This window comes from Streptomyces sp. NPDC107559, from assembly GCF_055657365.1.
Genome location: NZ_JBVKBD010000001.1, coordinates 1093232 through 1105922, shown reverse-complemented (window position 1 = coordinate 1105922; position 12691 = coordinate 1093232). Strand labels below are relative to the sequence as shown.

Here is a 12691-nt window from a genome sequence, read left to right as displayed (position 1 = left end):
GACGGGAGTTCGGGGCATTGCGCAGGTCGGGTGGCCCCGAGCGGGACGGCCACCGGCGTGACCCGCCCGCGGGGGCGGTTCGGCGTGCGCCATCGAGGCGCTTAGCGTTGAGGTGTGTCCTACTTCGACGCCGCATCGGCCGCTCCCCTGCATCCCGTTGCCCGCCAGGCCCTGGCGGCCTCCCTCGACGAGGGGTGGGCCGATCCCGCGCGGCTGTACCGGGAGGGCCGGCGGGCGCGGCTGTTGCTGGACGCGGCGCGGGAGGCGGCGGCCGACGCCGTCGGCTGCCGGCCGGACGAGCTGACGTTCACCTCCTCCGGCACCCGGGCGGTGCACGCGGGGATCGCGGGGGTGCTGACGGGCCGACGCCGCGTGGGAAACCACCTGATCGTGTCGGAGGTCGAACACTCTTCGGTACTCCATTCGGCCGAGGCGCACGAGGCCGCGGGCGGTTCGGTGACCCGGGTGCCGGTGCTGCGGACCGGCGAGGCGACGGCCGGGTCGTACGGCGAGGCCCTGCGGCCGGACACCGCGCTGGCCTGTCTCCAGTCGGCCAATCACGAGGTGGGTACCGAGCAGCCGGTGGCCGCGGTGGCCGAGCTGTGCCGGGAGGCGGGGGTCCCGCTGCTGGTGGACGGCGCGCAGTCGCTCGGCTGGGGCCGGGTGCCGGGCAACTGGTCGGTGCTGACGGGCAGTGCGCACAAATGGGGCGGCCCGTCCGGGGTCGGGCTGCTGGTGGTCCGCAAGGGGGTGCGGTTCGCCTCCCAAGGCCCGGTCGACGAGCGCGAGTCGGGGCGGGCGGCCGGCTTCGGGAACATCCCGGCGATCGTGGCGGCGGCGGCCTCGCTGCGGGCGGTGCGCGCCGAGGCGGAGCAGGAGGCGGTACGGCTGCGGGAGCTGACGGACCGGATCCGCACGCGGGTGCCGTCGCTCGTCCCGGACGTGGAGGTGGTCGGCGATCCGGCGCGGCGGCTGCCCGGGATCGTCACGTTCTCGTGTCTCTATGTCGACGGGGAGACCCTGCTGCACGCGCTGGACCGGGAGGGCTTCTCCGTGTCGTCCGGATCGTCCTGCACGAGCAGCACGCTGACGCCGAGCCATGTGCTCAGGGCGATGGGGGTGCTGAGCGAGGGCAACGTCCGGGTGTCGCTGCCGTACGGCACGCCGGCCGAGGAGGTCGAGCGGTTCCTGTCGGTGCTGCCGGGCACGGTGGCGGCGGTGCGCGAGAAGCTCGGCGCACCCGCCGCACCCGCCGCACCCGCCGCACCGGCGGTCGTGGACGCGGCCGCGCCGGAGGGCGACGCGCTGGTGGTCGACGCGCTGGGGAGGCGGTGCCCGATCCCCGTGATCGAGCTGGCGAAGGTCTTCGGCGAGGTGCCGGTGGGCGGCACGGTCCGGGTGCTCTCCGACGACGAGGCGGCCCGGCTCGACATCCCGGCGTGGTGCGAGATGCGGGGGCAGGAGTACGTCGGCGAGGAGCCGGCGGAGCACGGCTCGGCGTACGTGGTCCGCCGGGTGTCCTGACCGCGGCAGGCCCCGGGATCGGATCCCGGGGCCCGCCGCGGAAGAGGGGCCGGTCAGCGGCCGTGCCGGGTCAGGACAGGTGCTCCCGGACCTCGGCGGCGGCCTCGTCGCCGTAGGCCTTGGTGAAGCGCTCCATGAAGTGGCCGCGGCGCAGCTGGTACTCCTGGGTGCCGACCGTCTCGATGACCAGCGTGGCGAGCATGCAGCCGACCTGGGCGGCGCGCTCCAGGCCGACGCCCCAGGCCAGGCCGGAGAGGAAGCCGGCCCGGAAGGCGTCGCCGACGCCGGTGGGGTCGGCCTTGCGCTCCTCGTCGGGGCAGCCGACCTCGATCGGGTCCTGGCCCACCCGCTCGACGCGCACACCGCGCGAGCCGAGGGTGGTGACGCGGTGGCCGACCCTGGCGAGGATCTCCTCGTCGCTCCAGCCGGTCTTGGACTCGATGAGCCCCTTCTCGTACTCGTTGGAGAAGAGGTACGTGGCGCCCTCCAGCAGGGTCCGGATCTCGTCGCCGTTCATCCGGGCGATCTGCTGGGAGAAGTCGGCGGCGAACGCGATGGACCGGGTGCGGCACTCCTCGGTGTGCCGGAGCATCGCCTCCGGGTCGTCGGCGCCGATCAGGACCAGGTCGAGACCGCCCACGCGGTCGGCGACGGTCTTCAGCTCGATGAGGCGGGCCTCGCTCATCGCGCCGGTGTAGAAGGAGCCGATCTGGTTGTGGTCGGCGTCGGTGGTGCACACGAAGCGGGCGGTGTGCAGCGTCTCGGAGATGCGCACCGAGTCGGTGTCGACGCCGTGCCGGTCGAGCCAGGCCCGGTAGTCGTCGAAGTCCGAGCCGGCGGCGCCGACCAGGATCGGGTCCGTGCCGAGCTGTCCCATGCCGAAGGCGATGTTCGCGCCGACGCCGCCACGGCGTACGTCGAGGTTGTCGACCAGGAAGGAGAGCGAGACCGTGTGCAACTGGTCCGCGACGAGCTGGTCGGCGAAGCGGCCGGGGAAGGTCATGAGGTGGTCGGTGGCGATGGAGCCGGTGACTGCGATGCGCACGGCGTGGACTCTCCTGGGGGGAGGGGCATTGACAGTTCACGCTACCCGGTCGACGGGCTCACCTTGAAGCGTACGAAACTACCCGATAGTAGATCTTTCTTCGCGGCCCGAGTCGTGCATACGGTGCCGCTATGACGAACCTCAAGCGCTGTGCCCCTGCCCCGGCGGACCTGGAGGGCGGCCTCGCGTCGCTGCGCGGTGACTGTGCCCGGATGGTGCCGCACTGGGCGGCCCCCGACCGGTTCACCCCTCTCCCGGTGTCCCCGTCGCTCATCCACGGCGTGACCGTGCCGTCGGCGTCGGCGCGGCTGCTGGACGCGATGTCGGACTACGGGGACTGAGCGGCGCCCGGATTCCGCGTCGGCGCGTTCCAGGGAACCGTGCGCTCCCCCGCTGCGTCCCATCGGCGTCCCCCGTAGAGGGGATGCGGGGTACGACCCCTCCGCCGCCCATCTTGACAGGGCCGGGTCAGGGTCGGCCATGAGGACAGCAGCCGAAGGAGCGATGCGGTGAACACCGAGCGACCCGACAACGACGACGCCGCACGCGAGCCGGGCGCCGCCGAGACCGCCGGTGACGAGAAAGAGGTCCGGGCCTCGGCCGGGGCAGATGCCCAGGCCTCGGCCGAGACCCAGGCTGATCCCGGGGCCGAGACCGGGACGGATGCCGGGGCCGACGCCGAGGGTGATGTCGACCCCGAAGCCCGGGTGGGAGCCGGTGCCGACGCGGACGACGCCGAGCCCGGTGCCGAGGACCGTGCCGACGCCGCGGCCGAGGCGGCCCCTGCCGAGGCCGGCAAGGACGGGGTGGCCCCTGTCGGGGACGGACCTGCGGAGGCCGGCCCGGTCGAAGCCGACTCAGTCGAAGCCGACTCAGTCGAGGCCGACTCAGTCAAGGCCGACCCCGTCGAGGCCGGCTCAGGCGAGGCCGACTCAGTCGAGGTCTCCTCCGCCAAGGACAGCCCCGCCGGCGGCAGCCCCTCCGACACCGCCTCCGGCGAGGACGCTTCCGACGAGGTGGCCGTCGGGAGTGTGGCCGAGCGGGTCTCCGAGGCGGTCCGCGCCCCCGAGGTCCGGTCCGAGAGCGAGGACGGCGACGGGAGCCACGAGGACCGTCCGGTCTCCCGGCGGCGCTCGCCCGCGGTCGTCGCCTCGGTCGCGGCCGCCGTGCTGCTCGTCGGGGGCGGGGGCGCGTATCTCGCCGCGAGCGCGTCCGGCGGCCGTACGGGTTCCGGCACGTCCGCGGGCGACGGCACCCCCGACCCGCTGGCCCTCGACGGCTACTCCGCCCCCGGGACGTCGGGCACCGGGGGGACGGCCAACGGCATCGCGCCGGGTGAGCCCAATCCGTACGGCGTGACGTACCGGGCCGCCGGGACGCTGCCCGACGGCCCCGGTTCGGCGCCGGTGTACTGGGCCACGGGCCAGGTCGCCCGGGACGAGGTGGCCCGCCTGGCAAAGGCGCTCGGGATCGACGGGACACCAGTGGCGCAGGGCACGGTCTGGCAGGTCGGCACGGGCAAGGACGGCGCGGGCCCGGTCCTGCGGGTGGACAGGGCGGCGCCCGGCACCTGGACCTTCAGCCGTTACGCGCCGGGCACCGACAACTGCCGGAAGCGGACCCTGTGCATACAGGACCCCGCGGTCCCGGCCACCGACCCGGTGAGCGAGGCGGCGGCGAGGAAGGCGGCCGCGCCGGTGCTGAAGGCGCTGGGCCAGGACGACGCCAAGGTGGACGCGAGCCAGGTCATGGGCGCCCAGCGGACGGTGAACGCCGATCCGGTGGTCGGCGGGCTGCCCACCTACGGCCTGACCACCGGGCTGACCGTCGGCGCGCAGGGCGAGCTGGTCGGCGGCACCGGGCAGCTGACGAAGCCGCTGAAGGGGGACGTGTACCCCGCGGTGAGCGCGCGGGAGGCGCTGGACCTGCTGAACAAGGCCCCCGGGACGGACCACCGGATGGGCATCGGCGGCTGCGCGAGTCCCGTACCGCTGAAGGACCGGCTGGAGCAGCCGTGCGGGTCGTCGACGGCCTCGGACGCCGGCGGGCGCACCACGGTCACGGTCGAGGACGCGGTGTTCGGGCTGGCGGTGCACCGGGTGGACGAGCGGCTGGCGCTGGTCCCGTCCTGGCTGTTCGCGGCCCGTGGGTCGGGCGCGCAGGACGCCTTCACGGTGACCTATCCGGCGGTGGAGCCGGACTACCTGACCCCGTCCGTGTCGGCCGGCCCGACCACGGCGGCACCGGCCTCGCGCGACGTGCAGGTGCAGGACTACACGGTCGAGGACGGCAGCCTCGCGGTGCGCTACACCGGCGGGGTGTGCGCCGACTACAAGGCGACGGCGGTGGAGAGCGCGGACCGGGTGACCGTGACGGTGACCGAGAAGCCGTGGCCGAACAAGATCTGCATCAAGATCGCCAAGATCTTCCAGCAGACCGTACGGCTGGACGAGCCGCTGGGCGACCGGAAGGTCGTCGGGTCGGACGGCAGGGAGATCCCGTACGAGAAGGCGGGGGCGCGGCTGCCGGGGGCCTCGGCGCAGCCGCAGTAGGACACGGCGACGGCGAAAGGCGGCGGCCCCGTCGGAGGGGGCCGCCGCCTTCTCGTGTCGTCCGGGTCCGCCCGAGGGCGTCCCGGGCGGCTCAGCTGAAGGAGTCGCCGCAGGCGCAGGAGCCGGTCGCGTTCGGGTTGTCGATCGTGAAGCCCTGCTTCTCGATCGTGTCCACGAAGTCGATCGAGGCGCCGCCGAGGTACGGGGCGCTCATGCGGTCGGTGACGACCTTGACGCCGTCGAAGTCCTTGACGACGTCGCCGTCGAGCGAACGCTCGTCGAAGAAGAGCTGGTAGCGCAGGCCGGAGCAGCCTCCGGGCTGAACGGCGACACGCAGGGCCAGGTCGTCGCGGCCTTCCTGGTCGAGCAGGGCCTTGACCTTGGACGCGGCGGCGTCGCTAAGGATGATGCCGTCGGTGACGGTGCTGGTCTCGTCCGATACGGACATCTACATCTCTCCCGGGTTGTACGGAGACTGCTTGCCGACGGTTGCAACCGGCGGGGCCGCGGATTCATTCCGGGCCGGGCGCGTGTCTTTTCGGTTCCGCTGGTTCCTTCGACCCTCGGATCCCTCTTCATGCTCGCACATGACACAGGGAGCGGAAAACGGCGCATCGGGATTCATGTCACACCGACACTATGGCCGTCGTCAAAGTGACGTGAAGCAGTTATGATAGATAGCGTCATTTAGACGAAAACTAGCGTCGGCCCGATGCACGGACCGACGAGCCGCAGAACAGAAAGGGTGCGTGTCGTGACCACCGCCCAGACCCCGGAGCTCGACGTACAGCCGACGCCCCTCGCCCTCCTGCTCCTCGGCCGCGAGGCCGACCCGAAGAGCGAGCGCGGCGTCGAGTGCCCGGGCGACCTCCCCTCGCCGTCCGACCCGGACCTGGTCGAGCGCGCCCGCGCGGCCAAGGAGAAGCTCGGCGACAAGGTCTTCGTGCTCGGGCACCACTACCAGCGCGACGAGGTCATCCAGTTCGCGGACGTCACGGGCGACTCCTTCAAGCTGGCCCGGGACGCGGCCGCGCGCCCGGAGGCCGAGTACATCGTGTTCTGCGGTGTGCACTTCATGGCGGAGTCCGCGGACATCCTGACCGGCGATGACCAGAAGGTCGTCCTCCCGGACCTCGCCGCCGGCTGCTCGATGGCCGACATGGCCACGGCCGAGCAGGTCGCGGAGTGCTGGGACGTGCTGACCGAGGCCGGCATAGCCGAGCAGGTCGTGCCCGTCTCGTACATGAACTCGTCCGCCGACATCAAGGCGTTCACGGGCAAGCACGGGGGCACCATCTGCACCTCGTCCAACGCGAAGAAGGCGCTGGACTGGGCGTTCGAGCAGGGCGAGAAGGTCCTCTTCCTGCCCGACCAGCACCTCGGCCGCAACACCGCGGTGCGGGACATGGGCATGTCCCTCGACGACTGCGTGGTCTACAACCCGCACAAGCCGAACGGCGGCCTGACCGCCGAGCAGCTGCGCGACGCGAAGATGATCCTGTGGCGCGGCCACTGCTCGGTCCACGGCCGTTTCTCGCTGGACTCGGTCAACGACGTGCGCGAGCGCATCCCGGGCGTGAACGTCCTGGTGCACCCCGAGTGCAAGCACGAGGTCGTGGCCGCGGCGGACTACGTCGGCTCGACGGAGTACATCATCAAGGCCCTGGAGGCCGCCCCGGCCGGCTCCAAGTGGGCCATCGGCACGGAGCTGAACCTGGTCCGCCGGCTGGCGAATCGTTTCGCGCCCGAGGGCAAGGAGATCGTCTTCCTCGACAAGACGGTCTGCTTCTGCTCGACCATGAACCGCATCGACCTGCCCCACCTGGTGTGGACGCTGGAGTCGCTGGCCGAGGGCAACCTCGTCAACCGCATCGAGGTCGACAAGGAGACCGAGGCGTTCGCGAAGCTGGCGCTGGAGCGGATGCTGGCGCTGCCGTAACCGGCCCGCCCATGGACCCGGCTCACCCCGACTGCGGCTCCCGGTCGGGGTGGGCCGGGTCCAGCGCGAAGACGGTCCCGTCGGGGCTGAGCACCACCAGGGAACCGCCGTCGGGATACACCTGCGCCGGGTGGAAACTCGTCCGGACGACCTGCTCGGCCCGGGCCGGGGACTCCCACAGCAGGCGGCCCGTCGCCGTGTCGAGCGCGGCCGCCCGCCCGGAGGCGCTGGCCGCGAAGACGGTGCGGCCGCGCTCGTCGGAGACGGGCGTGCCGGGCTGCTGGAGCGTGGTCGTGGTCTCCCACAGCTTCTCGCCCGTCCCGGGTTCGTGCGCGGTGACCCGGCCGTTGGAGGAGGCGAAGCAGAGCACGCCGCCCACCAGCGCGGCCTCGCCGCGCGGGCTGCCCGGCAGGCTCCTGCGCCGCACGGTCCCGGTCTTCGGGTCGATCAGCAGGACCCCGGTGTACGTCGAGTCCTCGGCCCCCGACTCGTCCTGTCCGCCGCCGGACTCCAGGAAGACCAGATCGCCGCCGATGCCGCCGGCGTACGCGAGCTCGCCGTCCGGCACGCTCACCTTCCGGGTCGTACCGTCGGCCGGGTCCATGGCGTAGAACACGGCGCGCGGCGACGAGCCCGGGTCGGAACAGTCGGCGTACGGGCGGCCGCCGATCTCGTGGAAACCGCAGTAATAGGACGGCCCGGCGGGCAGGTCCGTGCTCCAGCGCGCGGTGCCCTGCCGCGGATCGCGGGCCGTCACGCGCCTGCCGTCCGGTACCAGCAGCAGATCGCCGACGAGGGCGGGCTGGACGGTGTCGTCGTCCATCGGCCGCGACCAGAGCAGTGCGCCGGTGCCGGAGTCGAGGGCCATGACCTCGGCCGCCCGGTCGGCGCCCGTGCTGCTCACGACCGACTGCCGGACCAGCAGCACACCGTCGTACTCCCCGAGGACCGTGCTGTCGTAGTTCTCCCGTGCCACCCCCGGGGGCACGGAGTCCGCACGCCAGGCGAGCCGACCCGTCGCCCCGTCGATCCGGACGGGGAAGACACCGGAGCCCCCGCAGTACAGGGCGTCCTCGCCCATCGCGCAGGACAGGGTCTTACCGGCGAAGCCCTCCTCCTCGTTCATCGGCCGGGTCACGCCGGAGAGCGCGGCCCCGTAGACCGAGGTCCGCCACGGCTTCCAGCCGGCGGGCAGCGCCGCCCAACGCGATGCTGCGGGCGAGGTGCTGGCGGCGTCGTCCGACGGGGTGCTCCCCTGCGACGCCGTGCTCCCGTCCCGCCCCTGGAACGGGTCGAGCAGGACGTAGCCGGTGACCGCCAGGGCCAGGACACCCGCCGTTCCCGCCAGGACCGGCCACCGGCGCAGCCGGGAGCGACGGCCCGGACGGGGTGCGGCGGCCGGGGCGGTCTCGTCGCGCGGCGGGCCGGCGGGCGGCAGACGCAGGGTCACCGTCTCCCGGTCGTCGGCTGCCGGCTCGGGCAGCGCCTCGGCGAACTCCCGTCCCAGTTCCTCCAGTCCGGGCCGGTCGCCGGCCTTCTTGGCCAGGCAGCGGATCAGCAGCGAGCGCAGCGGCTCCGCGACCGCGTCCACCGAGGGCTCCTCGTGCATGACGCGGTACGCCGTCATGTAGGGGCTGTCGGCGTCGAAGGGGCCGCTGCCGGTCGCGGCGAACACCAGCAGCGCGCCGAGGGAGAAGACGTCCGAGGCGGGCCCGACCGAGCGGGCGTCCTCGAACTGCTCCGGCGACATGAACGGCGGGGTGCCGATCACATGACCGGTCTCGGTGAGGGTCTGGTTCCCGGCCGCGCGGGAGATGCCGAAGTCGATGACCCGCGGGCCGTCCTCGGCCATCAGGACGTTGCCGGGCTTGAGGTCGCGGTGGACGACCCCGGCCCGGTGGATGTCCCGCAGGGCCTCCACCAGCCCCAGCGCCAGCAGGCGCAGCCGCGCCCCCTTCAGCGGGCCGGTGTCGTGGATCAGGGTGGAGAGCGCACGGCCGGGCACGTACTGCGTGGCCATCCAGGGCCGGGACGCCTGCGCGTCGGCGCCCACGACCGGGGCGGTGAAGGCGCCGCTCACCCTGCGGACGGCCTCGATCTCCTGACGGAAGCGGGCCCGGAAGACGTCGTCCTGGGCGTACTGGGCGTGCACCACCTTGAGCGCGACCTCGCGGCCCGACCGGGAGCGGCCCAGATAGACGACGCCCATGCCCCCGGACCCGAGGCGGTCGACGATCCGGTATCCGCCGAGCGTCCTCGGATCGTCCTTGTGCAGCGGCAACGCCCCGATTCCCTTCCCCCGCAGAGCAGTTCGAGTTCACAGGATATGAAACCCGTACGGGGGAAGGGACATCGGAGCGGTGTGCGGTCAGACTCCGGCGGGTTCCAGGGTCTTCTCGGGCTCAGCAGCCTGCCGCTTCGCCGCACGCTTCTTCGCCCGGCGCTCCTTGCGCAGCTCCAGCATCGCGTAGAGCGTCGGGACCAGCAGCAGCGTCAGCAGCGTGGACGTGATCAGGCCGCCGATCACCACGACCGCCAGCGGCTGGGCGATGAAACCGCCCTCGCCGGTGACACCCAGCGCCATCGGCAGCAGCGCGAAGATCGTCGCCAGGGCGGTCATCAGGATCGGCCGCAGTCGGTGCCGGCCGCCCTCGACGACCGCCTCGACCACGCCGAGGCCCTGACCGCGGTACTGGTTGATCAGGTCGATCAGCACGATCGCGTTCGTCACCACGATGCCGATCAGCATCAGCATGCCGATCATCGCGGGAACACCCATCGGGGTGCCGGTGACCAGCAGCAGACCGATCGCGCCGGTCGCCGCGAAGGGGATGGAGACCAGCAGGATCAGCGGCTGGACCAGCGAGCGGAACGTCGCCACCAGCAGCATGAAGACGATCGCGATGGCCGCCAGCATCGCCAGGGCGAGGTTCTTGAACGCGTCGTCCTGGTCCTGCGAGACACCGCCGATCTCCGCCGTCGCGCCCGCCGGGAGCTTCAGGGAGTTCAGCTTCGCGGTGAGGTCGGCGCTCACCGCGCCGGTGTTGTCGCCGGTCGGCCGCGCGGTGACGGTCGCCGCCCGGCGGCCGTCGATGCGGGTCATCGACACCGGGCCGTCGGCCAGCTCCACCGTGGCGATGTCGCCCAGCTTCACCGCGCCCAGCCGCAGGTCGCGCAGCTGCGCCAGCGTCCGGGCCGGCTCGGCGGACTTGATGACGACGTCGCGCTCGGTGTCGTCGACGATCGCCTTCGCGGCCGTCGTTCCGCGCACCGCCTGGGCGACCGCCAGACCCAGCGTCTGGTCGTCGAAGCCCGCGGCGGCGGCCTTGTCGTTCGCCTTGACCGAGATGCGCGGCACGCTCTGGGACAGGTCGCTGGTGACGTCCGTGACGTTGTCGAGGCCGGCCACCGCGTCGCGGACCTCGCCCGCCGCCTTGCGCAGCACGTCCGCGTCGGCCGCCTTGACGACCACGCTGAGGTCCTGGCTGCCGAAGCCGTCACCGGCGGCGACCGTGGTCGTACCGGCGCCCTTCAGCCCGGCCAGGCCCTTCTCGATGCGGCTGCGCACATCGTCGGCCGACGCCGAGTCCTCCAGCATGACCTGGTACGACGCCTGGTTGGTGTCGGTGCCGCCGCCGAAGGCCGCCATGAAGCCGGACGAGCCGATGGTGACCTGGTAGTCCTTGACGCCCTTCACCCCGGCGAGCAGCTTCTCGACCTGCTGCGCCTGCACGTCGGTGGCCGCCAGGCTCGTGCCCGGCGCCAGCTTCTGCTTGACGGTGAGGACTTCCTGCTCGCCCTGGTCGAAGAAGTTGGTCTTCAGCAGCGGCGCCATCGCGAAGGTCCCGATCAGGACCACCACGGCGATGGCGACGCTGGTCAGCCGGCGACGGGTCGCGAAGCGCAGGACCGGCACGTAGAAGCGCTGGAGGCGGCTGGCCGCCTCCTTCTCCTCGGCCTGGCGGCGGGCCTCCGCGGCGTCGGCCGGGGTGCCCTTGGGGGCGCGCAGGAACCAGTACGACAGCACCGGGACGACCGTCAGGGAGACCAGCAGGGAGGCCAGCAGGGCCGCGGTCACCGTGATGCTGAACGAGCCGAACAGCGCGCCCACCATGCCGCCGACCAGGCCGATCGGCAGGAACACCGCGACCGTGGTCAGGGTGGAGGAGGTGACCGCGCCGGCCACCTCGCGGACCGCGCCGAGGATCGCGGCCTGGCGCTCCTCGCCGTAGCCGAGGTGGCGCTTGATGTTCTCCAGGACGACGATCGAGTCGTCCACGACCCGGCCGATCGCGATGGTCAGCGCGCCCAGCGTCAGCATGTTCAGGGAGAGGTCGCGCGTCCACAGCACGATCAGCGCCAGGACCACGGACAGCGGGATGGAGACCGCCGTCACCAGCGTCGAGCGGACCGACGCGAGGAAGACCAGGATCACCAGGACCGCGAAGAGCAGGCCGAGGCCGCCCTCGGTGGTCAGGCCCTCGATGGCCTTGGACACGGCGGGGCCCTGGTCGCTGACGACCGTGATCGTCGTGCCGGAGCCGAGGTCCTTGCGCAGGTCCGGCAGCTTGTCCTCGACGGCCTTGGAGATCGCGACCGCGCTGCCGTCGTGGTCCATGGTGACCATCACGGCGAGGCTCGGCTTGCCGTTCGTGCGGGTGATGGAGTCGGCCGGGGCCTCCTGCTGGCGCACCTCGGCCACGTCACCGAGGCGCACCGGCTTGCCGCCGGGCCGCCCGGTCACCCTCAGGTCCTGGATCTGGGCCACCGAGGTGTAGCCGCCGCCGACCCGGACGGTACGGCTCTTGCCGTCCTCGTCGAAGGAGCCGGCCGGCATGGTCGCGCCGCCCGCCTGGAGGGCCTGCGAGAGGCCGGCCGTGGTCAGGCCCGCCTTCCTCAGCTTCGCGTCGTCGGGGGTGACGGTGATCTGGAGGTCGCGTACGCCGTTGACCATGACCCGGCCGACGCCGTCCACGTTCTTCAGGACCGGCACCACCGAGCGGTCGATCCGGTCGGCCAGCGCCTGCTGGTCCATCCCCGAGGTGACGGCGAGGACGACGGTCGGCATGTCGTCCGTCGAACCGGCGATGACCTGCGGGTCCACGGCGTCGGGCAGCTGGGCGCGGGCCCGGTTGACGGCGAGCTGGACGTCGGCGACGAGCTGCTTGGTGTCGCTGCCGTAGTCGAAGGACGCCATGATCACGGCGTTGCCCTCGCTGGCCTTCGAGGTGACGCCGGTGATGCCGTCGACCCCGTCGAGGGAGTTCTCGATCGGCTCGACGACCTGCTTCTCGACGACGTCCGGGGACGCGCCCTGGTACGGCGCGAGCACCGACACCATGGGCAGTTCGATGGTGGGCAGGAGCTGCTGCTTGAGCTGCGGGATCGCGATCGCGCCGAACGCGATCGCGATGATGGACATCAGGCCTATCAGGGCCCTTTGCGCGAGGCTGAACCTGGACAGCCAGGACATGGATCGGGGTCTCTCTTCTGGGAGCGGCAGAAGTCACGGAGCGTACACACGGACAGGTGAGCGCCCACAACTACACCCTGGTCCACCGCCGGACCCCGATCCGTAGGCTCCAGGCCGATTTCCTCGCCGGACGTATACTCCCGGCGCAGTACGGCCGG

At 72.3% G+C, this 12691-nt stretch carries 8 protein-coding genes; 4 read left to right on the top strand and 4 right to left on the bottom strand.

Annotated elements, in window-relative coordinates:
* The first annotated feature begins 114 nt into the window (after window positions 1-114).
* Window positions 115-1524, top strand: a complete 1410-nt coding sequence (locus ACZ7OY_RS04705) for an aminotransferase class V-fold PLP-dependent enzyme (protein ID WP_471910015.1) — start codon at window positions 115-117, stop codon at window positions 1522-1524.
* Between the two features lie 70 nt (window positions 1525-1594).
* On the opposite strand, the gene ACZ7OY_RS04700 is transcribed toward ACZ7OY_RS04705, so the two are convergent.
* A complete protein-coding gene (locus ACZ7OY_RS04700) occupies window positions 1595-2569 on the bottom strand; it encodes a carbohydrate kinase family protein (protein ID WP_351599987.1) in 975 nt (324 codons plus the stop codon).
* A 131-nt stretch (window positions 2570-2700) separates the two neighbouring features.
* Between ACZ7OY_RS04700 and ACZ7OY_RS04695 the strand changes: the two genes are divergently transcribed.
* The gene (locus ACZ7OY_RS04695; protein WP_384732284.1) at window positions 2701-2910 is read left to right on the top strand and encodes a hypothetical protein; all 210 of its coding nucleotides are present in this window, start codon (window positions 2701-2703) and stop codon (window positions 2908-2910) included.
* A 168-nt stretch (window positions 2911-3078) separates the two neighbouring features.
* Window positions 3079-5121 (top strand): hypothetical protein, encoded by a 2043-nt coding sequence (locus tag ACZ7OY_RS04690; protein ID WP_471910014.1) that lies wholly within the window; start codon window positions 3079-3081, stop codon window positions 5119-5121.
* Between the two features lie 91 nt (window positions 5122-5212).
* Here the strand turns inward: ACZ7OY_RS04690 and ACZ7OY_RS04685 are convergent, their stop codons facing one another.
* Complete coding sequence (locus ACZ7OY_RS04685) at window positions 5213-5569, bottom strand: HesB/IscA family protein (RefSeq protein ID WP_471910013.1); 357 nt, start codon at window positions 5567-5569, stop codon at window positions 5213-5215.
* Between the two features lie 306 nt (window positions 5570-5875).
* On the opposite strand from ACZ7OY_RS04685, the gene nadA reads away from it, so the two are divergent.
* Window positions 5876-7060 carry a quinolinate synthase NadA gene (nadA, locus tag ACZ7OY_RS04680; RefSeq protein ID WP_471910012.1) on the top strand — a complete coding sequence of 395 codons (1185 nt, stop codon included), beginning with the start codon at window positions 5876-5878 and terminating at the stop codon, window positions 7058-7060.
* A 22-nt stretch (window positions 7061-7082) separates the two neighbouring features.
* Here nadA and ACZ7OY_RS04675 read toward each other — a convergent pair whose 3' ends face one another.
* Together ACZ7OY_RS04675 and ACZ7OY_RS04670 are read right to left on the bottom strand one after the other, a co-directional pair.
* Window positions 7083-9341, bottom strand: coding sequence for a protein kinase domain-containing protein (locus ACZ7OY_RS04675; protein ID WP_471910011.1), 2259 nt, complete (start codon window positions 9339-9341; stop codon window positions 7083-7085).
* A gap of 87 nt (window positions 9342-9428) precedes the next feature.
* Window positions 9429-12533 (bottom strand): efflux RND transporter permease subunit, encoded by a 3105-nt coding sequence (locus tag ACZ7OY_RS04670; protein ID WP_471910010.1) that lies wholly within the window; start codon window positions 12531-12533, stop codon window positions 9429-9431.
* Window positions 12534-12691 lie beyond the last annotated feature (158 nt).

Excerpts from the sequence above, each read along its gene's own strand:
- ACZ7OY_RS04670 (WP_471910010.1), bottom strand. The coding sequence starts at position 12,533 with ATGTCCTGGCTGTCCAGGTTCAGCCTCGCGCAAAGGGCCCTGATAGGC.
- ACZ7OY_RS04685 (WP_471910013.1), bottom strand. The coding sequence starts at position 5,569 with ATGTCCGTATCGGACGAGACCAGCACCGTCACCGACGGCATCATCCTT.
- ACZ7OY_RS04695 (WP_384732284.1), top strand. The coding sequence starts at position 2,701 with ATGACGAACCTCAAGCGCTGTGCCCCTGCCCCGGCGGACCTGGAGGGC.